Genomic DNA, 19,655 nt, shown 5'->3' on the forward strand with positions numbered 1-19,655 from the left:
CAGGCATGACTAATCATTCGCGTCATATTGCGCGTTCTGTTGTTTTCCCCTGTTCCCGCAGATAGACGTCAGTGCGGTCCTTGCCGCTGACGCAGCGCACCGCCCCGGATGCGTCGCCGCCGTGGCAAATCCTGTGACGCGTGATGACCCGCGCGCCCTCCGCTTCCGTGCGGCGTGTCGCTCGCGGCCAGCCAGGCGGGTTCGAACGCGCCGCTGCCGCAGGCCGCGACCAGCAGTTCATCCGGCACACCGGCAAAACTTGCATGGAATGTTGCGCTGAAGGGCTCGCGTGGCGGTGACGCCTCGACGGCGCCCGTGCGGGCGAGCCGCGGCCGCCGGGCGCCGCTCATGAGCCGCACGCCCAGCGCCGCGCACAGCACGCTCGCCGCGACCAGCACGGAGATCTCGAAATCGGGCGAAGCTCGCGCGCTCAGGAATTCGTAGCCGAGCGCAGCGCCCAGCAGCAGCGCGATGACATGCATGACACGGTCGCCGCGGCCGAACGGCACGCGCCTGCGGACCGAGCCGCTCGCTTGCGCGCCACGGCTGAGCAAACGCAGCGCGCAGCCTGTCAGCAATGCGCCGGTCGCCGCCGCGACGAATAGCGCTACACGTTCGCCAGCACTCCGCTCAGGCTGCAACACGTAACCAACGAACGCGCCGATCAAAACACTCGCGCCCGATACACCCCCCAGCAGCGCCGCCGTCCGCGCGCGGGGCGTGAGGTCGCGCCGGCCCGCGAGGCACAAACCGCCCAGCACGCCGGCTTCGACCGCGACGGTCGCGTCGGGCCCATGCATCCAGCCCGCAGCGATCACGCCGGGCGGCACGGTCAGTAGCAATGCGAACGAAATGGCAAAGGCGAGCCGATGCCTGCGCGGCGCACCAGCGCGCCTGGCGCAGGACGGCGTGGAACGGGAACGCGACAACGGCCACGCACGCACCGGCGCGAGCGCCGCCAATTGTGCAAATGCACAGCCGAGCCATGCGAACAGCGCGCCAGCGCCCAGCCACGCCAGGTCGCCAGCCAGTTGCTCCGGCATTTCTCCTCCTCGCGCGGCATCGCTGCCGCGCGCGTCTTTGGTTTCAGGCCGTCAAGCCGCGCCCTCTACGGCGGCGAGCGACTCGATTTGCGCCGACGCGGCGCCCAGCGCATTGCTCAACGTACCGATCCCTTCGATGGTGACCTCGACCGTTGCGCCATCAACGATCGAGCCCACGCCGAGTGAAGTGCCGCACGCAATCACGTCGCCGGGTTCGAGCGTCAGATCCTGAGAAATAAGACTCACCTGCTGCGCCGGCGAAAACACCATGTCGTCGAGCGGATAATTCTGCCGCTCCACGCCATCGAGTTTCGTGACGACGCGTGCGCGCAGCCAGTCGAACCCGGAAACGATCGCCGGACCCAGACAACAGAACGTATCGAAACCTTTGGCGCGGCACCATTGCGGGAAGTGCGGATTCTCGGTGATGAGGCCCGCTGCCGTGACGTCGTTGACGATCGTGTAGCCGAAGATCGCCGACTCGGCTTCCTTCACGCTCGCATCGCGGCAGCGCTTGCCGATCACGATGCCGAATTCGCCTTCGAAGACGATTTTTCCCGCATAGTGAGCAGGACGCCGAATCAATTCAGAAGAGCCGATCACCGAAGCCGCCGGCTTGATGAGAAAGAGCGGGTGCGATGGCACCGGCTTTTCGAGTTTCGCGGCGAGCGCGTGAAAATTGTTCCACAGCGCAACGATCTTGCCGGGTGCACAGGGCGCGAGCGGCGTAAGCGCGCGCAGCGACAGCACTGCGCCAGTGGGCACCGGCTGATCGAGCCCTTCGTATTCGTGCAGGTAACCGTTCTCGACGCGGCCGAACACGATGCTGCCGTCGCTCGCCATCAAACGCATCCACGTTTCCATGTTTCGCTCCTCGGTTTCAAACGGCGCCAGACGCGCGCAGCGACTGGATCTCGTCCTTCGTGTAGCCGAATTCGGCGAGCACTTCGTCGGTGTGTTCGCCCAGCATCGGCGAACGCGTGACTTCGGTCGGGCTATCCGAGAGCTTGATCGGGTTGCCCACCGTGAGGTACTTGCCGCGCACCGGGTGATCCACCTCGACGATCGTGCCGCTCGCGCGCAGCGATTCGTCGCTGGCGATCTCCTTCATCGAGAGAATCGGGCCGCACGGAATGTCGTAGCGGTTGAGCACGGCCATTGCGTCGAACTTCGTGCGATGCATGGTCCAGTGCTCGATCTCGTCGAAGATCGCCTTCAGGCGCGGCAGGCGCGCATTCGGCGTGGCGTAGTCCGGATCGTCGATCCACTCCTCGCGCCCGATCAGCTTGCAGATGCGGTCCCACACGGGTGCCTGCGCGATGAAATAGATATAGGCGTTCGGATCGGTCTCCCACCCCTTGCACTTGAGAATCCAGCCCGGCTGCCCGCCGCCCGACGCATTGCCGGCGCGCGGCACGGCCTCGCCGAAGCCGTCGTTGGGATACTGCGGGTACTCTTTCATGACGCCGGTGCGCTCGAGCCGCTGCTGGTCGCGCAGCTTCACGCGGCACAGGTTGAGCACGCCGTCCTGCATGGCCGCAAGCACCTTCTGGCCGCGCCCCGTGTGCGTGCGCTGATAGAGCGCGGTCACGATGCCGAGCGCGAGATGCAGGCCCGTGCCGCTGTCGCCGATCTGCGCGCCGGAGACGACCGGCGGGCCGTCGTCGAAGCCTGTCGTCGACGCCGCACCGCCCACGCACTGCGCGACGTTCTCGTAGACCTTGCAGTCCTCGTACGGGCCGGGGCCGAAGCCCTTCACCGAGGCGACGATCATGCGCGGGTTCAGCGTCTGTATACGTTCCCAGCCGAAACCCATGCGCTCGAGCGCGCCCGGCGCGAAGTTTTCGACCAGCACGTCGCAGTCGCGAATGAGCCGCTCCAGCACGCGCTTGCCTTGCGGGTTCTTCGTGTCGAGCGTGAGCGAACGCTTGTTGCCGTTGAGCATCGTGAAGTAGAGGCTGTCCGCGTCCGGCAGGTCGCGCAGCTGCTCCCGCGTGATGTCGCCTGCGCCTACGCGCTCTACCTTGATCACGTCCGCGCCGAACCAGGCGAGCAGTTGTGTGCAGGTGGGTCCCGACTGCACGTGTGTGAAATCGAGGATGCGCACGCCGTTCAATGCCTTGCCCATGTCATGTCTCCTTATCTAATCGTGGCCGGGCGAGTTTTCGAAAATCGGTGGGGTTGCGTGGGCAGAGGCGTTTCGCGCGATGGCGCGTCATCTGCGTCCTTGAGCAATACGGTATGTGATATATCACAACGAAGCAAGAGGAGAATTGCCCATCGGGAATGCCATTAGAATCGCGTCGAAGCCTTATCCACCATGGCTTTGGTGCAAGTTCGATGGCATTGACGCGGTGCACACGAGGGAAAACCCCGAACAGTTGCCGCATCTGATATGCCAGATTCCGTGTGAAGGATGGCTGCTCCGCACCGGGATTTGGTCAGGGCTGCCAGGGGTTGATGCGCATAAAGTCGGCTGTCGGAGGCCGTTCTGCCGACGCGTGATGAATGAGCGTGATGGGACGCGAAGGAACGTAAACGCAAAACGGGAGACCCGAAGGTCTCCCGTTTTGCCCAGAGGCGGCGTCAGCCGCCTGCGTCAATCCAGAAAATCGCAGTTCTTCTCGACATAAGCCGCGAGATCGAGCGAATGCTGGCGCACGAGCTTTTCCGCCAGCTCGGTGTCACGCTTCTCCAGCGCCTCGATGATGCGCAGATGATCGACGATCGAGCGCGAAGCCCGGTCGCTCTGCGAAATCGTCATGCGGCGAATGGCGCGCACGTGCACGAAGATGTTCTTGATGGTGTCGAGGATGATCTGCGAGCGGGAAAGCTCGACGATCGCCTGGTGGAACGCGATGTTGGCGTCCGAGTACTCAGCGATGTGTTCGGCGGGGGTGCTGTCGCGGAAGTCGTCGAACATGTGGCGTAGCCGCGCGATTTCCTCGTCGGTGGCGTGGATCGTGGCGAGACGCGCGGCCATGCTTTCGAGCGCGGCCCACATCTGGATCATCTCGACGATCTCGCGCTTGCTCTTGCGCACGATATAGATGCCGCGGCGCGGCACCATGCGCAGGAAGCCCTCCTGCTCGAGCAGCGTCATGGCCTCGCGAACCGGCGTGCGGCTCACGCCGAGCGATTCGCTCAGCACGCGCTCGTCGAGCCGGATTTCCTCGCGCGACTGGTAGATATCGGCGTCGGCAATGGCCTGGCGCAGCATGGCATAAGCCTGATCGCGCAGGCTCAGTGTGGCGTTGATGGGCTGCAGCGCCAGCTTAAGCGGCGCCGCTTCCCGGCTTGCTACAACTTCAGTTTGTTCTGACGACATTGATTACCTCTTTTCCGACCTGCGGACGGATTCGCGGACCGAATTGTGCACGACGAACGGCCCTGGCGCGCGGTGCTTCGCCCAAACCAGCGTACCGGCCATGCTGCGCAGCCTGCTCAATGGCGGACTGCGGCAGCCACCTGGCGATCATGACCGTAGCAGCTGCACCCAGACCCACGACCGCTGCACCGAACAGTGCGAGAGAAACGAAATCCATTTGAAGCTCCGCATGATTGAGTAATCGAATAACTCAATCATATGTTGCGTCGCCACAAAAAGCAATATTCTGTATGTGATATATCATATGCAGTCGTTTCCACACAACACGTCGATGCCGCGAGGCGTATCAGGGAGTACGCCCCCCACATTGTGGGACGGTTCGACGGATATCCATGAAAAACAACCAATCCTAGTGAGAAAACGGTGCTGCCCGCAAGAGGATATGCCATCGAAGGGCACGATCGCATCATGCAAAGGTGCGAAGGAGACTCGCACGCAACAGAAACTGCGGCTGCCAAAGCCCATTTAAGCATTTCCGGTTGACAGCGCTGCAAGGCACCCCGCACACTCAAGCCATGCACACGTCCTCCACCCGCCTCGTCATCGCAAACACGATGAATCATCCGTGGAAAACCCATACGGGTAACCCACGGGGATGGTGTGCGTACTAGCAGTCTGTCGTCACGCAAATCACAAGCCCCGCCGGCATCGACGGGGCTTTTTGTTTTTCTGGGTGATAGCGCTCCGTCCGTCGGCTCCAAAAACTGGAGAAAACGATGGATGACGCTTTTCAGGCAGCTTCACTGACCGCTTCGCAACCCGCTTTACAGCCCGCCTCGCAATCCGCGCCGCACGCCGTTGCGGACGCAACCGACCGGCTCGACGATCCGTTGCCCATCCAGTCGGTCCATTTCGCCGTGCCGCCCATGCGCACTGTCACCTGGCGCGTGAGCGCATCAGCCACGCTGCGTGTTCAGGTAGCCCAGGTATGGGTCACGCGCGCCCGCTCGCCCTACGACCACTGGGTGCAACCGGGCGAGACGCTTCGGCTCGAGCGTGGCGAACGTATCTGGCTCAGCACTGAGGCCGCCTTGCCGGCACGCGTGAGCATCACGAGCGCATGGCAGCCGCCGTTCGCGGGCGTGCGGCGCGGTATGGAGCGCCTCGCCGCCTGGCTTGCGCTGCTCACGCTCCGGCGTTCACGCGAGGCGTGACGCGCGATGCCCTGACGCTTGACGCGCCTTGAGCCGAACCCAGGGCCGCACACGCCAAAACGCCGGATGCGCCGCCCGGTTGGCGCATCCGGCGTTGTCGATAGAGGCCGTCGCTCAGAACTTGTGCCGCAGCCCGAAGTTCACGATGGCCTGGTTCGAGGTGCCCGAGTAACCGTACGAGCCGACCGAAGCCTCGGCCGGCATCGAGCCGCCCGTACCGTTGCCGGTATCGCCGCTCGCATGCTGCCAGGCCGCCGTCATGTAAAGGTCCGTGCGCTTCGAGAGGCTGTAATCCGCGCCGAGCGACACCTGGTTGTAATTCGCCGACGTATCGCCATTGGCGTGCGTGTAGCTGTAGCCAATGCCGAGCAGCAGCGCCGGGTTCAGCTGATAGTTCATGAAGCCCTGGCCGGTGTTGTACTTTTGCGTCTCGCGGAACACCGAACTCGCATCGGGCGAGTAGCGCGCGTTGCTGTAGCCGAGGCCGAAGGTGAACTGGCCGAGCTGGTACTGCGCCGCCGCGCGCGCAATGGTGAGCGAGTGTGCCGTAGCGTAGCCGGAGTTGATCGGGCCGTCGAAGGTGCCGTCCGAGGTGCTCGTCCAGCCGCCGGTGCGAATGCCGTTGACGGCCTGGCTGTTCGCCGCGTAGAAGTAGCCGCCTGCCAGCGCGAGCGGACCGTTGGTGTAGTTGACCGCCGCCGAGTACGACTGCTCGGCGCCTGTCGAACCCGCGATGCCACCAAACGAGTACATCGCCGCAGCCTGGAGGCCGCTCCATACGGGCGTGGTGTACTTGACGGCGTTGTTCACGCGGAAGCTGTTGTCGTAGTTATCCACGTCGCCGGGCGTTGCGAACACGGAGCCGAAATAGTTGTCGGCCGTGATGCCCTGCACGAGGTCGATGAGCGGGTCATACTGCCGCCCGAGCGTGAGCGACCCGTACTGCTCGGCCGTCAAGCCCACGTATGCCTGTCGGCCGAACAGCCTGCCGCCCTGCGCAAGCGCGCCTGTGGACGGGTTGAAGCCGCTTTCCAACTGGAAGATCGCCTTGAGGCCGCCACCGAGATCTTCAGCGCCCTTCAAACCCCATCGCGAGCCGGAGAGATTGCCGAAGCTGCTGTTGCCGAGCGTCCAGAGGTTCTTGCTGCCGTCGGCGTGATTGACGTAGGTAATCGAGGTGTCGATGGTGCCGTACAGCGTCACGCTAGTCTGTGCCTGAGCCGTGCCAGCAACCCCGAGCGCGGCCAGTGAAAGGGAAGTCAAGGCTAGTCTTTTCACGTCATTCTCCCGGCACGGTAAAACAACTCTTGACCAAAGCAGACTAACTCGCCCGTCAAGCATTGTAAAAGGATTAAACGAGCTGTCTCGAATTAGTGACAGCGATTTCAGAAAGTGCCTGGTTAACACCCAAAACATCATCTCCGGCTGCCAACCAGGAGTGCCTGCAACGCCCGCCACGCAAGGCTTTCGGCGAACCAGCCCACTCGGCGCGCGTTTCAGCACGCGATCTGCGCCCGCCCATTACTCACAAGTTAACGATTACCTTGCCGTTCTGGCCGCCTGTTAATCAGGCCCTGCAAACATCAATCGCAAAAAGATTATTCCCTAATTAAATCCACTCGTTACGACGCGTCATCGTGTCGAATTGATCTGCACCCAATAGCGGTTTCTTGCACCGGGGCGTCAACCGGCGGGTAGTCCCATGCGTTTGCTGAGCTTAACTAGTCCTTTCCGAACGATTACGATTCGGCTCGAATTTCCGGTTCGCGCGCGTGATGCGCGAGACCCGGCCTCGAAAGAACGTAAGCGCAAAACGCGAATAAACACGATGTCACCGCCGGGGAAGCTGTAACAGTCGATACGGCGACATCGCAGAGAGCCACCAGACCGATCCATGTCCCAATCGCATTCTTCGCGCGCGGCGCGCGCCCTCGGGGCGCTGCGCCGCCGTGCCGATGCCCTGCACCTGCAGCGCTTTGTCGCGCCGGTGTTCGCGCTCGGTATCTGCGCGCTGCTGCTGGTCGTGTTCCAGCACCTCTCTCGCACGGTCGACTACCACTCGGTGATCCGCCAGCTCTGGACGCTCACGCCCGCGCAATGGGTCGGCGCCCTCGCCGCCACGGCCGTGAGCTTCGTCGCGCTGGTCGGTCGCGACGCCGTGGGCCTGCGCTACCTGGGCGCGCGCGTCTCGCGCGGCGCGTTGTGGGCCGGCGCGATCGCCGGCTCGGCGCTCGGCAACGTGACCGGCTTCGGCGCGCTCACGGGCGGCGCAGTGCGCTGCCGCGTGTATGGCGGCGCGGGCGTCACCGCCGCGCAGATCGGCCGCATGACGGTGTTCACGAGCGTCACGCTCGCCCTCGCACTCGTGTTCATGACCGCGCTCGGCATGGTGGGCGCCGCAAGCACGCTCTCCGGGCTGCTGCACCTCTCGCCCGACGAACTGCGCCTGATCGGCGGCGTGGTGCTCGGCTGCGGCGCGGTGATGGTCATCGTTTGCCCCGCAAGCGCGCGCGAGATCGAGCCGTTCGGCCGCGCATGGCTGCGCTTTTCGGTGCCGGCGCGGCGCGACCTCGTCGCGCAGCTGCTGCTGGCCGCGCTCGACGTGGTCGGCGCCGGGCTCGCGCTCTGGTCGGTCATGCCGCATGCGCTTCTCGGCTTCACCGACTTCCTCACCGTGTATTGCGCCGCCATGCTGCTCGGCCTGATCGGCCACACGCCCGGCGGCATCGGCGTGTTCGAAGCCGCGATGGTCTACGCGCTCGGGCCGAGCGTGCCGACCTCGAAGGTGCTTGCCGCGCTGCTCGCCTATCGCGCGATCTACTTCGGCGCGCCGCTCGCGCTCGCCGCCGCGGTGCTCGCCGTATTCGAGGGCCGCGCGCTCAAGACACCGCTCAGCGCCCGCTTTGCGAAGCGCGGCGCCGATGGCGTCTCGCAACTCGCGCCGCTCTTCCTCGCCATCGTGACGTTCGTGACCGGCAGCATGCTCGTGATCTCGGGCGCCACACCCGCGTTCTCCAAGCGCATCGCGCTGCTCCAAACCATCGTGCCGCTCTGGGTGCTCGAAAGCTCGCAGCTGATGGGCAGCCTCTTCGGCGTGTTGCTCCTGTTCGTCGCGCGCGGTCTGCTGCGGCGTCTGGACGCCGCCTGGTGGCTCGCGCTCGTGATCGCCGTGGCCAACCTCGCGCTCTCGCTCGCCAAGGGCCTCGCCTTCGTCGAAGCGGGCGTGCTGTGCGTGCTGATCGTGCTGCTGCTTGGTACGCGCAAGCGCTTCAATCGCCACTCGTCGATGTTCAGCGAGCGATTCACGCCGGCCTGGCTCGCCTCGGTCGGCTGCGTGATCGCGCTCGCGGTGTGGGTGCTGCTGTTCGCGTTCCGCGACGTGCAGTACTCGCAAAGCCTCTGGTGGCAATTCGCCTTCCACAGCCGCGCGCCGCGCGCGCTGCGCGCCACACTCGGCGCCGGCGTGTTCGCCGCCGCGCTCGCACTGTGGCAGTTGCTGCGCCCCGCCGCCGGCCGCTTCGTGATGCCCCCGAGCGAAGACCTCGAAGAAGCCGCGCGTATCGTGCGCGCGCAGGAACGCAGCGACGCGGGCCTCGCGCTGATGGGCGACAAGAGCTTCCTCTTCTCCACCTCGCGCAAGGCTTTTCTGATGTACGCGAAGCGCGGTCGCACGTGGGCGGCGCTGCACGATCCGGTTGGCCCGCGCGAAGAGTGGCCCGCGCTGATCCGCGAGTTCGTCACGCTCGCCCACGCGCACAACGGCCGCGCGGCGTTCTACCAGGTGCGCGCCGACGCGCTGCCGCTCTATCTCGACGCCGGCCTCACGCTGATGAAGCTCGGCGAGGAAGCGCGCGTGATGCTGCAGGAATTCGACCTCAAGGGTCCGCAGCGCGCGCATCTGCGCTACGCGCTCAAGCGCGGCGAACGCGACGGCTTTTCGATCGAACATATCGAGCCCACGCAGATGGGCGCGAGCCTGCCGGTGCTGCGCGCGATCTCCGACGCGTGGCTGCAGGACCGCGAAGCGCGCGAGAAAAGCTTCTCGGTGGCCGCGTTCGACGACGACTATCTCGCCGCGCAGTCCGTCTTGCTCATCCGTCAGAACGGCGAGCCGCTCGCCTTCGTCACCTTCATGACGACCGATCTGAACACCGACGCGACGGTGGGCGTCATGCGCCATATGCCGGGCGCCTCGCCCTACGCGATGGAATATCTGTTCACGCAGCTCGCGCTGCATCTGAAGGCCGCAGGCTACCAGTCGCTCTCGCTCGGCATGGCGCCGCTCTCGGGCATGGGCCCTTCGCCGCTCGCGTCGTCCTGGCACCGGCTCGCGGGTTTCATCTGGCGCTTCGGCGGCCGCTTCTATAACTTCCGGGGGCTGCGCGGCTTCAAGAACAAGTTCGCGCCGCGCTGGGAACCACGCTATCTGGCCGCCTCTGGCTCGATCAGCGTGTTCATCACTCTCGCTGATCTATCGCTGCTGGCAGGAGGCTGGCGCTCATGACATTCCGTATTCCCAGGCTGCCGCGCATTGCAGGCACGGCAGCGGGCGCCGCTGCGCTGGCGTTTTGCGCGGTTCACGCCAACGCGGCTTCGACGCCCGTCTCGACGCCCGCCTCCGCCGCGACCATGCACGTTTCGGGCGGCCGTTACGGCGAAGTCGCGGTGACGAAACCGAGTGTCGCCATGCGCGGCTTCACCGTGCTGTTCTCGGCGGACAAGCACTGGAGCGCCGCCGACCAGACGCGCGCCGACGCGCTCGCGCGGCATGGCGCGCTCGTCGTGGGCGTGGATACGGAGCGCTATGCGCAGAACCTCGCCGCCGTGAAGAACGAGACCTGCCACAAGCTCTACAGCGACGCCGAAGCGCTGAGCCACCAACTCGAACGCCAGCTAGGCTCCAGCGAGTACTACGCGCCGATCGCGATCGGCAGCGGCGAAGGTGCGCTCATCGCACAGCGCATGCTCTCGCAGGCGCCCGCGAACACGATGGCGGGCGCCGTGTCGCTCGATCCGGCCGCAAAGCTCGACGCGCGCTTCGCGCCCTGCCCGGCCGACCCCACACTCTCGCGCGGCAATGGCCTGCCCGGCTTCTTCGAGCAGGGTGTGACGACGAAAGATGTGCACGCAGCCACTTCCGGCGCTCCGCGCGCCTTCGCCCCCAGCGTTGCCGACGCCGACAAGATCGTTGCGCTCACATCGAATCACCTGCGCGTCGTGACGGAAAGTGAAGAGGACGTGTCGGACCTGCCGCTCGTCGAACTGCCCGCGGCGCACCCCACCGACATGCTCGCGGTGGTGATCTCGGGCGACGGCGGCTGGCGCGATCTCGACAAGACGATTGCAGAAGCGCTGCAAAAGCAGGGCATTTCGGTGATCGGCTGGGACGCGCTGCGCTACTTCTGGAGCGAAAGGACGCCCGAGCAAACGAGCCACGATCTCGCCCGCGTGCTGAAGACTTACGGCTCGCGCTGGCATGCGCAGCACATCGCGCTCGTGGGCTACTCGTTCGGCGCGGACGTGATGCCGTTCGCCTACAACCGTCTGCCCGACACGTTGCGCGCGAAGGTGTCGTACATGTCGCTGCTCGGCTTCGCGCCCGACGCCGACTTCCAGATTCGCGTGACGGGCTGGCTCGGCATGCCCGCCAGCGACAAGGCACTGCAGGTGCGCCCGGAACTCGCGAAGGTGCCGCCTTCTATCGTGCAATGTGTGTATGGCGCGGGCGAGAAAGACACGCTGTGCCCGGCGCTCGCGAATACCGGCATCGACGTCGTGAAGACGAACGGCGATCACCACTTCGACGGCGACTACAATGCGCTCGCGGGGAAGATCATCGCGGGGTGGAAGAAGGAAATCGCGGCGCGGGGGTGAGGGAGCGAGTCGCCTTAGCGCCAGCGCTCCCACGTTAGTCTTCGCTGGCTATCGGAGCAATGGATCCTCGGTCGCTGTTTCATTTGCAACACCTCGGCTGCTCACGCAGGGTGTGGTGTGCTGCATCGACCCGTTGGTCCGCTCGGAACTTCAGCCCCTCGCGGCATAGGCGCCTCCCCCTCACTTCCTCCCCACCAGGTACTGCACGCCCTGCGGCCCATAGCGCTCGGCGTGCGGCAAGTTGGCGGCGAGATGAAATACGTCGCCGACCTTGTAGTGTCGCTCTTCGTCGCCTACGCGAATGTGCAGTTCGCCCTCGATGACCAGCGCCTTCGCTTCGAACGGATGCGAATGAACCTCCATGACGCCGGCTTCGCGCGTCACGACAACGGGCTCGGGAAAGCCTTCTTCGGCCAGGCTGCGGATGAATGTTTCGCGCTGCATGTTTCGTCTCCTCGATCGACGGTGTCGACCAGCAGCCAGTTTGGCACGCGCACCGAGACGCTGTTCATTTAATTTCACATATTCTGTAAAAGGCAGCCCGCTCGTCCAGGACTGAGCCGTCTTCTTGCGCGAAACCATAAAAAAACGCCGGCGTGAGCCGGCGTAAAGAGAGACTGCTACAACCCTTTGCTTAGGCGACCACGGGCGCCGCCTTCGCATCCTCTTCCTGCTCCACGGAGGAGCGGATCAGGTAGTCGAATGCGCCCAGCGATGCCTTCGCGCCTTCGCCCACGGCGATCACGATCTGCTTGAACGGCACGGTCGTCACGTCGCCCGCGGCGAACACGCCCGGCACCGACGTCTGGCCCTTCGCGTCCACTTCGATCTCGCCGTGCTTCGACAGCGCCACCGTGCCCTTGAGGAACTCGGTGTTCGGCACGAGGCCGATCTGCACGAACACGCCTTCGAGTTCGAGATGACGCTTCTCGCCCGACGCGCGTTCGAGAAAAGCGAGACCCGTGACCTTCTGGCCGTCGCCGGAAATCTCCGTGGTTTGCGCGTTCAGGTGCACCGTGACGTTCGGCAGGCTGCGCAGCTTGCGTTGCAGCACTTCGTCCGCACGCAGTTGCGCGCCGAATTCGAGCAACGTGACATGGCTCACGATACCGGCCAGGTCGATTGCCGCTTCCACGCCCGAGTTACCGCCGCCGATCACCGCCACGCGCTTGCCCTTGAAGAGCGGGCCGTCGCAGTGCGGGCAGTAAGCCACGCCCTTGTTCTTGTACTGCTGCTCGCCCGGCACGTCGACATTGCGCCAGCGCGCACCGGTGGCGAGCACCACGCTCTTCGCACGCAGCGTCGCGCCGCTTTGCGTGCGCACTTCGAAGCCGTTGCCCGAGGGCACGAGCGCTTCGGCGCGCTGCAGATTCATGATGTCGACGTCATAGGCGCGCACGTGCTGCTCCAGCGCCGTGGCGAACTTCGGCCCTTCCGTTTCCGTGACCGAGACGAAGTTCTCGATGGCCATCGTGTCGAGCACCTGGCCGCCGAAGCGCTCGGCGAGCACGCCGGTCTTGATGCCCTTGCGCGCCGCGTAGATCGCAGCCGCAGCGCCAGCGGGGCCGCCGCCGACGATGAGCATGTCGAAAACATCCTTCTGGTTCAGCTTCTCGGCAGCACGCGACGATGCGCCGGTATCGAGCTTCGCGAGAATCTCTTCCACGCCCATGCGGCCCTGGCCGAACACTTCGCCGTTCAGGTAGATGGTCGGCACGGCCATGATCTGGCGCTTCTCGACTTCGTCCTGATACAGCGCGCCGTCGATCGTGACGATCTGCACGTTCGGGTTGAGCGAAGCCATCGCGTTGATCGACTGCACGACTTCCGGGCAGTTCTGGCACGACAGCGACATATAGACTTCGAACGAGAACGCGCCGTCGAGCGCCTTCACCTGTTCGATGGTGTCGTTCTCGAGCTTGACCGGGTGGCCGCCCACCTGCAGCAGCGCCAGCACGAGCGACGTGAATTCGTGGCCCATCGGAATGCCCGCGAACGTGACTTTCACGTCGGAGTTCGCGCGCTTGATATCGAACGAAGGGGTACGCGCGTCGCCGGCTGCGGCGCCACGGCGTGCCTCGTAGGAGATGCGATTCGAGAGCGATGCGATGTCCTGCAGCAATTGCTGCAGTTCTTGCGACTTCTCGCCATCGTCCAGGTACGCAACGATCTCGATCGACTGCGTGACTTTTTCGAGGTAGCTTTTGAGTTGATCTTTGAGGTTGGCGTCGAGCATGGCTTTTTTTCCGGCTAGAGAAGAAGCGGGGGAATTCTAAGTATTGCCTGGCAATTTCGCCGTTCCGCTTATGGCGTCAAGAGGCGAACAGGCACCCGGACCGCGGCCGACTGGGCGCGGCCCGGGGATACAGCTAGTGAGACTTCGGCGTCATGCGATCAGGGCGATCGCATTTGAACAGCGACGCTTAGATCTTGCCGACGAGGTCGAGCGACGGCTTGAGCGTTTCAGCGCCCGGCGTCCACTTGGCGGGGCAAACTTCACCCGGGTGTGCTGCCACGTACTGAGCAGCTTGCACCTTGCGCAGCAATTCCTTGGCGTCACGGCCGATGCCGTTGTCGTGGATTTCGCACAGCTTGATCTCGCCTTCCGGGTTGATCACGAACGTGCCGCGCAGTGCCAGACCTTCTTCTTCGATCATGACGTCGAAGTTGCGCGTGATTGCGCCCGTCGGGTCGCCGACCAGCGGGTACTGGATCTTGGCGATCGTGTCCGACGTGTCGTGCCATGCCTTGTGCGTGAAGTGCGTGTCGGTCGACACACCGTAGACTTCGACGCCCAGCTTCTGGAATTCCGCGTACTGGTCAGCCAGGTCGCCGAGTTCGGTCGGGCACACGAAAGTGAAGTCGGCCGGGTAGAACACGACGACCGACCACTTGCCCTTGAGGTTTTCCTCAGAGACCGGAACGAACTTACCGTTGTGGTATGCGGTTGCCTTGAACGGCTTGACTTGCGTGTTGATGAGAGACATGCGTTGTTTCCTCGCTCTGGGTTGGGAAAAGGTATGGACGAAGGTTACGGGAACCGCGTCCGTTTGAAAAATTGGTTGCTTTGATCGCGGGTATTAACCCTGCCTATCGGACCCCATAGCGTCCGTCAAAGCCCGCCCGTATGGGATTCCGCGCCCGCATCGCGCAGCCCGAGCAACCCTCGGGGCGGTGAGCATACAACGAAACTGCGACAAGGCGCCTCACGCGGCCGCGCTGTCATGTTGCGTTCACGAAGCTTTATGCGTTAGATGCAGGCGCAACGGCCCTTCTGCAAGGGCCGCACGCTTGCTGCGTCAAAGCGCCCCGCCACGCGCGGTTGCCGCACGCGCCGCGAGCCGCTCGCGCAGGTATTGCGTGAATGCGCGGATCGTCACGGAAGCTTCACGATGCTGCGGGTACAGCGCATGGAGCGCGTTGGGCGGCGGCATGAACGGCTCCAGCACCTCCACCAGCAGGCCCGCATCAACCGATCCCGCCACGATGAAGTCCGGGAGGTAGCAGATGCCGAGCCCGGCAATGGCCGCGTCGCGGATCACTTCGCCGTTGTTCGCGCGCAGCGGCCCATGCACGTCGAAAGGCGTGCGCACGCCATCAACGATGAATTCCCACGGCGCGCGGCCCTGCTGCCCGTACGGCAGGCAGGCGTGCTGCGCGAGATCGGCAGGCGTTTGGGGCGCGCGCCGGCGGCGCCGATAGCCGGGACTGCAGCAGGCGATCATGCGCACGTCGATGAGCTTTTGCGCGACCAGCGTGGAATCCGCCAGCCGGCCGATCCGCAGCGCCATGTCGAAACCCTCGCCGATCACGTCGACGGTGCGGTCGCTCAGATCCATGTCGAAGCGCACGTCCGGATGCTCACGCAGAAATTCGGCGACGAGCGGCGAAAGGTGCGCCATGCCGAACGACATCGGCGCGCTCACTTTCAGCAAGCCGCGCGGCTCGCTGCGCCGGTCCGACATGGCCTGCTCGGCCTCCGAGACGTCCGAAAGGATGCGCTTCGCGCGCTCGTAGAAGTCCTGGCCAAGGTCCGTGACCGCCAGTTTGCGCGTGTTGCGCACCAGCAGGCGCGCGCCCAGATCGCCCTCCAGCGCCGCCACGCGCCGGCTCACGAACTGCTTGGAAAGCCGCAGCCGATGGGCCGCCGCCGTGAAATTGCCCGCATCCACGGTATTCACGAAGATCCGCATGTCGTCGAGTTGCATTCCGATTGTCCACTTCATCGTGACAGTGAGTCGTATTTTACGGTGATTCCAGTCGATTTGATTGACCTAAAATTCTTCCATCGCAACCAATCAACCGAATCCCATCAACCCAATGGGGCCAGGGTAAGGCGCTAAAGCGCCAACTCGGCCCGACAGGAGAGACGAAAATGATCGAACTTCGCAAGGCAGACCAACGCGGCCGCGGTGAACATGGCTGGCTCAGCTCGCGTCACACGTTTTCGTTTGCCAACTACTACGATCCGAAGCAAGTGGGCTTCTCGGACCTGCTCGTGATCAACGACGACCGCGTGGCCCCGGCGCGCGGCTTCGGCAAGCACCCGCACCGCGACATGGAAATCTTCTCGTACGTGCTGGAAGGCGCGCTGGAGCACAAGGACTCGATGGGCACGGGCTCGGTGATCGTTCCCGGCGACGTGCAGCTGATGAGCGCCGGCACCGGTGTCGCGCACAGCGAGTTCAACCACTCGGCCGACGAAGGGGTGCACTTCCTGCAGATCTGGATTGCGCCGAACGTGAAGGGTGCGCAGCCGCGCTACCAGCAGAAGAACATCGCCGATGAGGAAAAGCGCGGCAAGTTCCGCCTGATCCTCTCGCCGGACGGCGCCGACGACTCGCTGCTGCTGCGCCAGGACACACGCGTCTATGCAGGCCGCCTCGACGGCGCGGAAACGGCGAAGATCGAAGTGGGCGCCGACCGCTACGCTTACGTTCACGTGGCGCGCGGCAGCGTGAAGCTGAACGGCGTGGAACTGGGCGAGGGCGACGGCGCGCGCATCCGCGCCGAGCGCGAGTTGAGCTTCAGCGACGGACACGATGCAGAGGTCCTCGTGTTCGATCTGCGTAATATCGAAGTGTCGGAGCTCTGGTCCTGACTTCGGCGTTGCGCCTGAGGTTATGCTTGCGCAGACCGGCGCGCGGCGGTCCATTCACTCAAAGTGGGCCGCCGCCCGGCAAAGCGCGAACTGATACGTAGTGAACTGCTTAAAACTTATTCGGAGAAAACCATGCGATACAACCTGTTCGGGCCGGGCAACGACGTCGTGCTGCTGGTCTCACGCATTCTGCTGACTTCCCTGTTCATCCTGTTCGGCTGGTCCAAAATCACCGGCTTTTCGGGCACGGTCGACTACATGGCGCACGTGGGCGCGCCCGTGCCGATGCTGTCGGCCGTCATCGCCGTGATCATGGAGTTCGCGGTCGGCATCCTGCTGCTCGTGGGTTTCTACACGCGGCCGCTCGCCGTGCTGCTCGCGATCTATACCGTTGCGACGGCCTTCATCGGCCATCACTTCTGGACCATGACGGGCGCCGATCAAATGGCGAACATGATCAACTTCTACAAGAACATCAGCATCGCCGGCGGACTGCTCGCACTCGCGGTAACGGGTCCGGGCGCGATCTCGATCGACAGGAAGTAACGCACGGTTTTTCGGCTGTAGAAAGGCGCGATGCCGGTTGGCATCGCGCCTTTTTTTGTCTCGCTCCTGCGCCACGCGGCGACGCCGTTGCGCATGCATCGCCTGCCCGACGATCCGCATATTGCAAACACGGCTTGATATGCTTGGCAACGCGCCCGCCCAGCCTCACGTTCTCCTTACGACCGATCACGCGCAATGCACGACCCACAAGACAACCTCTACGCCTACCTGACTTCGCTCCAGCAATCGGCGCTGGGCACGCTCAAGCGCCTGCCGCTCAAGAGTCGCGCCGCGCAGGGCACGCTCATGGCGATGCGCGCCGTGTGCGCGGCAGGCCTTGCATACAGCATCGGCCGCGCGCTCCACACCGAACAAGCGTTCTGGGCCGCGATCACGGCGATTGCCGTCACCCAGCACGATTACGCCGATACGCTTGCGCAGTCGCGCGACCAGTTCATCGGCGCGATTGCGGGCGGCGCGGTGGGGCTCGCGACGGCGGCGTTCGGCCCGGAAAATCTCGCGGCCTACCTCGTCGCCGTGAGCGTGGTGATCATCGGCTGCTGGTGCCTGAGCGTGAGCACCGCCGCGCGACTGGGCGCGATCACCACCACGATCGTGCTGCTCGTGCCCATTAACGGACCAGTGTGGGACGTCGCGCTCTTTCGCGTGGCGCAGGTCGCCATCGGCATGGCGTGCGCGGTGCCGGTCAGCTGGCTGTTCTCGTATGTCGAACGGCGCTGGCTGCAGTTGTGAGCCGCTTCTCTCAACGCCTGCGAAATAAACCATCTCCGCGCGCTCAGGAATCCGGCCCAGATTAGCGGCGATAATCGATGCCGCTGTGCGGCGCAGGTTGCCGGGGACGAAATCTGCGGCGCGTGCGCGCAGTCGCCCCGCAAATGCCCCCGCCGATGCGAAATCGTGCGAAACTCCCCGCCGCGCTCTGCCGCCGTCATGCCGATGATGGCGACTTTTCGGGGCGCAATCGAAATCGCAACCCACGCCGCCGCATATTCACCCTATGAACACCACCACCCGTCCCGCGGCTTCGAACGCCAAGTCCAGCAAGTCCATCACGCTCCTGCAAATGCTCGCGCTGATCGGCGCTGGCGGCATCGCGGCCTCGCTGCTGTTCCGCTACTTCCTGTAAGCGCAGCGCGTCCGGGGCATCAAGCCAACCGTTTTCGCTTATGTACAAGAAAGGCGTCGCCCTCGAAATCCAGTTCTCTCCTGAACGCCTGAATGACGGCGCAGGCGACCCGTACTGGATCGACCTCACCGCCGACGAAGCCGCCGCGCTGCTCGCCACGCTGCAAAGCAAGCTCGCTGAACGCGAGAGCACCGCAGCGCCGCTCGTCGTCGCGCTCGACACCCCGCCCGAAGGCGCCGCGCCCGAGGCCTCCTCAAGCGCCTCGACGGCTGCGGCCAGCGCCGACGACGGGCTCAAGCAATGGGTCTGTGTGATCTGCGGCTGGGTGTATGACGAAGCGGCAGGCGCCCCCGACGACGGCCTCGCTCCCGGCACCCGCTGGGCCGATGTGCCCGACGACTGGCGCTGCCCGCTCTGCGACGTGGGCAAGGAAGACTTCGCGCTCGTCGAGTTCTGACGCGCGCCGTCGAAGGCGCGCGGCGCTCATACGCCCGCGCGCCCGAGCGGCTCGTAGAAAAGCGCAAACAACTCCGACTGCGAACTCACGCCGAGCTTCGCGTAGATATGCTTCTTGTGCGCGCGCACGGTCTCGAACGAAATGGCGAGCCGCTCCGCAATCGCGCGCGTGGAAAAACCGCTCAGGCTCAAACGCACCACTTCGATCTCGCGCGCGGTGAGCGGCACGCGTCCGCTTTGCTGCGTGACCGCCTCGATGCGGCTCGCAAAGCCCGCCTCGCTCAACTGCCCCTGCTGCGCCGCGCTGTCGGCTTCAGATACATCAGACGCGACTGCCTCGGCAACGCCCTCGGCAAACGTCTCATACGCAAGCCGCTGCTTCATGAGCGCGATCACCCACGGCGCGAACATCGCGAACAACGCAATATCGCGCTCCGTGTAATGGTGCTTTGCGCCTAGCGAGAAAATCAGCGTGCGCGCTTCGTCGAGAGGCACGTTGAACTGCACTTCGTCGCCGATGATGTTGCTCTTGAAGTAGCGCTGATAGTAGTCCGTCATGCGGAAATTATCGGGCGCGACTTCGGCCAGCGTGACGAGTCCTGCGCGCGGGTTCTCGCTGGCGTTCAGATAGAACGGATCGAGCAGGTACATCCCCTCGAGATACGCGCGGAACAAGAGATCCACGGTGCCGTCGGGCATGGGCGACTCGGCGCATACGAGCGGCGCGCGATCGCGCCGGAAGACGAGCGCAACCCAGTTGTCGAACGCGACGAAGCGCTCGATCACACGCGTCATGCGGGTCCAGAAGTCGGGGCCGTCGAGGGCGTCGAGCAGCGTCGCGATATGGTGATGGAACGCACGGTCCTGCCAGTCCAGTTCCATGAGGGGCTCCATGGGTCCTCCGATCAGGGTACCCCTGCAGGGTAATTTCTCGACAAAAATAACG

The 19,655-nt window shown here is 64.4% G+C and carries 19 protein-coding genes; 8 read left to right on the plus strand and 11 right to left on the minus strand.

The window, feature by feature from the left end; genetic code table 11:
• Positions 1 to 68: 68 nt before the first annotated feature.
• The 5 genes from AB3X98_RS32325 to AB3X98_RS32345 form a co-directional block, all read right to left on the minus strand.
• Positions 69 to 1,043, minus strand: a complete 975-nt coding sequence (locus AB3X98_RS32325) for a hypothetical protein (protein WP_368605432.1) — start codon at positions 1,041 to 1,043, stop codon at positions 69 to 71.
• Between the two features lie 51 nt (positions 1,044 to 1,094).
• A complete protein-coding gene (locus AB3X98_RS32330) occupies positions 1,095 to 1,907 on the minus strand; it encodes a fumarylacetoacetate hydrolase family protein (protein WP_368605431.1) in 813 nt (270 codons plus the stop codon).
• Between the two features lie 16 nt (positions 1,908 to 1,923).
• Entirely contained in the window at positions 1,924 to 3,171 is a 1,248-nt protein-coding gene (gene frc, locus AB3X98_RS32335) for a formyl-CoA transferase (protein WP_368605430.1), read from the minus strand.
• A gap of 471 nt (positions 3,172 to 3,642) precedes the next feature.
• Positions 3,643 to 4,371 (minus strand): GntR family transcriptional regulator, encoded by a 729-nt coding sequence (locus tag AB3X98_RS32340; RefSeq protein ID WP_069261627.1) that lies wholly within the window; start codon positions 4,369 to 4,371, stop codon positions 3,643 to 3,645.
• Positions 4,352 to 4,588 carry a hypothetical protein gene (locus AB3X98_RS32345; protein WP_081771534.1) on the minus strand — a complete coding sequence of 79 codons (237 nt, stop codon included), beginning with the start codon at positions 4,586 to 4,588 and terminating at the stop codon, positions 4,352 to 4,354. Before AB3X98_RS32345 ends, AB3X98_RS32340 begins: the two co-directional genes overlap by 20 nt.
• Before the next feature lie 559 nt (positions 4,589 to 5,147).
• Here AB3X98_RS32345 and AB3X98_RS32350 point away from each other — a divergent pair.
• On the plus strand, positions 5,148 to 5,585 hold the full coding sequence (locus tag AB3X98_RS32350) for a DUF2917 domain-containing protein (RefSeq protein ID WP_069261626.1): 438 nt from the start codon (positions 5,148 to 5,150) through the stop codon (positions 5,583 to 5,585).
• 114 nt (positions 5,586 to 5,699) lie between these two features.
• On the opposite strand, the gene AB3X98_RS32355 is transcribed toward AB3X98_RS32350, so the two are convergent.
• Positions 5,700 to 6,863, minus strand: a complete 1,164-nt coding sequence (locus AB3X98_RS32355; RefSeq protein WP_368605429.1) for a porin — start codon at positions 6,861 to 6,863, stop codon at positions 5,700 to 5,702.
• Between the two features lie 616 nt (positions 6,864 to 7,479).
• Here AB3X98_RS32355 and mprF point away from each other — a divergent pair.
• Positions 7,480 to 10,089 (plus strand): bifunctional lysylphosphatidylglycerol flippase/synthetase MprF, encoded by a 2,610-nt coding sequence (gene mprF / locus AB3X98_RS32360; protein WP_368610370.1) that lies wholly within the window; start codon positions 7,480 to 7,482, stop codon positions 10,087 to 10,089.
• Positions 10,086 to 11,459, plus strand: coding sequence for a virulence factor family protein (locus tag AB3X98_RS32365; RefSeq protein WP_368606063.1), 1,374 nt, complete (start codon positions 10,086 to 10,088; stop codon positions 11,457 to 11,459). The genes mprF and AB3X98_RS32365 overlap by 4 nt, the downstream gene beginning before the upstream one ends.
• A gap of 180 nt (positions 11,460 to 11,639) precedes the next feature.
• Here the strand turns inward: AB3X98_RS32365 and AB3X98_RS32370 are convergent, their stop codons facing one another.
• From AB3X98_RS32370 to AB3X98_RS32385, 4 genes are all read right to left on the minus strand, one after another.
• A complete protein-coding gene (locus AB3X98_RS32370; RefSeq protein WP_069261623.1) occupies positions 11,640 to 11,903 on the minus strand; it encodes a cupin domain-containing protein in 264 nt (87 codons plus the stop codon).
• 190 nt (positions 11,904 to 12,093) lie between these two features.
• Positions 12,094 to 13,695: an alkyl hydroperoxide reductase subunit F gene (gene ahpF / locus AB3X98_RS32375; RefSeq protein WP_368606062.1), complete on the minus strand. Its 1,602-nt coding sequence runs from the start codon at positions 13,693 to 13,695 to the stop codon at positions 12,094 to 12,096.
• 187 nt (positions 13,696 to 13,882) lie between these two features.
• Positions 13,883 to 14,446, minus strand: coding sequence for an alkyl hydroperoxide reductase subunit C (ahpC, locus tag AB3X98_RS32380; protein WP_069261621.1), 564 nt, complete (start codon positions 14,444 to 14,446; stop codon positions 13,883 to 13,885).
• 312 nt (positions 14,447 to 14,758) lie between these two features.
• Positions 14,759 to 15,667, minus strand: coding sequence for a LysR family transcriptional regulator (locus AB3X98_RS32385; RefSeq protein WP_368606061.1), 909 nt, complete (start codon positions 15,665 to 15,667; stop codon positions 14,759 to 14,761).
• Positions 15,668 to 15,834: 167 nt separating this feature from the next.
• On the opposite strand from AB3X98_RS32385, the gene AB3X98_RS32390 reads away from it, so the two are divergent.
• From AB3X98_RS32390 to AB3X98_RS32410, 5 genes are all read left to right on the plus strand, one after another.
• Positions 15,835 to 16,560, plus strand: coding sequence for a pirin family protein (locus AB3X98_RS32390; protein ID WP_342946799.1), 726 nt, complete (start codon positions 15,835 to 15,837; stop codon positions 16,558 to 16,560).
• 132 nt (positions 16,561 to 16,692) lie between these two features.
• Entirely contained in the window at positions 16,693 to 17,106 is a 414-nt protein-coding gene (locus tag AB3X98_RS32395; RefSeq protein ID WP_042268447.1) for a DoxX family protein, read from the plus strand.
• A gap of 195 nt (positions 17,107 to 17,301) precedes the next feature.
• Positions 17,302 to 17,859 carry an aromatic acid exporter family protein gene (locus AB3X98_RS32400; RefSeq protein ID WP_069261619.1) on the plus strand — a complete coding sequence of 186 codons (558 nt, stop codon included), beginning with the start codon at positions 17,302 to 17,304 and terminating at the stop codon, positions 17,857 to 17,859.
• Between the two features lie 265 nt (positions 17,860 to 18,124).
• Positions 18,125 to 18,253, plus strand: a complete 129-nt coding sequence (locus AB3X98_RS32405) for a hypothetical protein (RefSeq protein ID WP_342946800.1) — start codon at positions 18,125 to 18,127, stop codon at positions 18,251 to 18,253.
• Between the two features lie 40 nt (positions 18,254 to 18,293).
• A complete protein-coding gene (locus AB3X98_RS32410; protein ID WP_368606060.1) occupies positions 18,294 to 18,710 on the plus strand; it encodes a rubredoxin in 417 nt (138 codons plus the stop codon).
• Between the two features lie 26 nt (positions 18,711 to 18,736).
• Here the strand turns inward: AB3X98_RS32410 and AB3X98_RS32415 are convergent, their stop codons facing one another.
• Positions 18,737 to 19,591: a response regulator transcription factor gene (locus AB3X98_RS32415; protein WP_368606059.1), complete on the minus strand. Its 855-nt coding sequence runs from the start codon at positions 19,589 to 19,591 to the stop codon at positions 18,737 to 18,739.
• Positions 19,592 to 19,655: the final 64 nt, after the last annotated feature.

Source organism: Paraburkholderia sp. BR14312 (assembly GCF_040948675.1).
Taxonomy (GTDB): domain Bacteria; phylum Pseudomonadota; class Gammaproteobacteria; order Burkholderiales; family Burkholderiaceae; genus Paraburkholderia; species Paraburkholderia nodosa_A.

What these genes read in the sequence shown, in the direction of transcription:
- AB3X98_RS32370 (WP_069261623.1), bottom strand. Translation starts at nt 11,903, where the DNA reads ATGCAGCGCGAAACATTCATCCGCAGCCTGGCCGAAGAAGGCTTTCCC.
- AB3X98_RS32415 (WP_368606059.1), bottom strand. Translation starts at nt 19,591, where the DNA reads ATGGAACTGGACTGGCAGGACCGTGCGTTCCATCACCATATCGCGACG.
- AB3X98_RS32385 (WP_368606061.1), bottom strand. Translation starts at nt 15,667, where the DNA reads ATGCAACTCGACGACATGCGGATCTTCGTGAATACCGTGGATGCGGGC.
- AB3X98_RS32330 (WP_368605431.1), bottom strand. Translation starts at nt 1,907, where the DNA reads ATGGAAACGTGGATGCGTTTGATGGCGAGCGACGGCAGCATCGTGTTC.
- AB3X98_RS32365 (WP_368606063.1), top strand. Translation starts at nt 10,086, where the DNA reads ATGACATTCCGTATTCCCAGGCTGCCGCGCATTGCAGGCACGGCAGCG.
- AB3X98_RS32340 (WP_069261627.1), bottom strand. Translation starts at nt 4,371, where the DNA reads ATGTCGTCAGAACAAACTGAAGTTGTAGCAAGCCGGGAAGCGGCGCCG.
- AB3X98_RS32405 (WP_342946800.1), top strand. Translation starts at nt 18,125, where the DNA reads ATGAACACCACCACCCGTCCCGCGGCTTCGAACGCCAAGTCCAGCAAG.
- AB3X98_RS32400 (WP_069261619.1), top strand. Translation starts at nt 17,302, where the DNA reads ATGCACGACCCACAAGACAACCTCTACGCCTACCTGACTTCGCTCCAG.
- mprF (WP_368610370.1), top strand. Translation starts at nt 7,480, where the DNA reads ATGTCCCAATCGCATTCTTCGCGCGCGGCGCGCGCCCTCGGGGCGCTG.
- ahpF (WP_368606062.1), bottom strand. Translation starts at nt 13,695, where the DNA reads ATGCTCGACGCCAACCTCAAAGATCAACTCAAAAGCTACCTCGAAAAA.
- frc (WP_368605430.1), bottom strand. Translation starts at nt 3,171, where the DNA reads ATGGGCAAGGCATTGAACGGCGTGCGCATCCTCGATTTCACACACGTG.
- AB3X98_RS32350 (WP_069261626.1), top strand. Translation starts at nt 5,148, where the DNA reads ATGGATGACGCTTTTCAGGCAGCTTCACTGACCGCTTCGCAACCCGCT.
- ahpC (WP_069261621.1), bottom strand. Translation starts at nt 14,446, where the DNA reads ATGTCTCTCATCAACACGCAAGTCAAGCCGTTCAAGGCAACCGCATAC.
- AB3X98_RS32345 (WP_081771534.1), bottom strand. Translation starts at nt 4,588, where the DNA reads ATGGATTTCGTTTCTCTCGCACTGTTCGGTGCAGCGGTCGTGGGTCTG.
- AB3X98_RS32325 (WP_368605432.1), bottom strand. Translation starts at nt 1,043, where the DNA reads ATGCCGGAGCAACTGGCTGGCGACCTGGCGTGGCTGGGCGCTGGCGCG.
- AB3X98_RS32390 (WP_342946799.1), top strand. Translation starts at nt 15,835, where the DNA reads ATGATCGAACTTCGCAAGGCAGACCAACGCGGCCGCGGTGAACATGGC.
- AB3X98_RS32395 (WP_042268447.1), top strand. Translation starts at nt 16,693, where the DNA reads ATGCGATACAACCTGTTCGGGCCGGGCAACGACGTCGTGCTGCTGGTC.
- AB3X98_RS32410 (WP_368606060.1), top strand. Translation starts at nt 18,294, where the DNA reads ATGTACAAGAAAGGCGTCGCCCTCGAAATCCAGTTCTCTCCTGAACGC.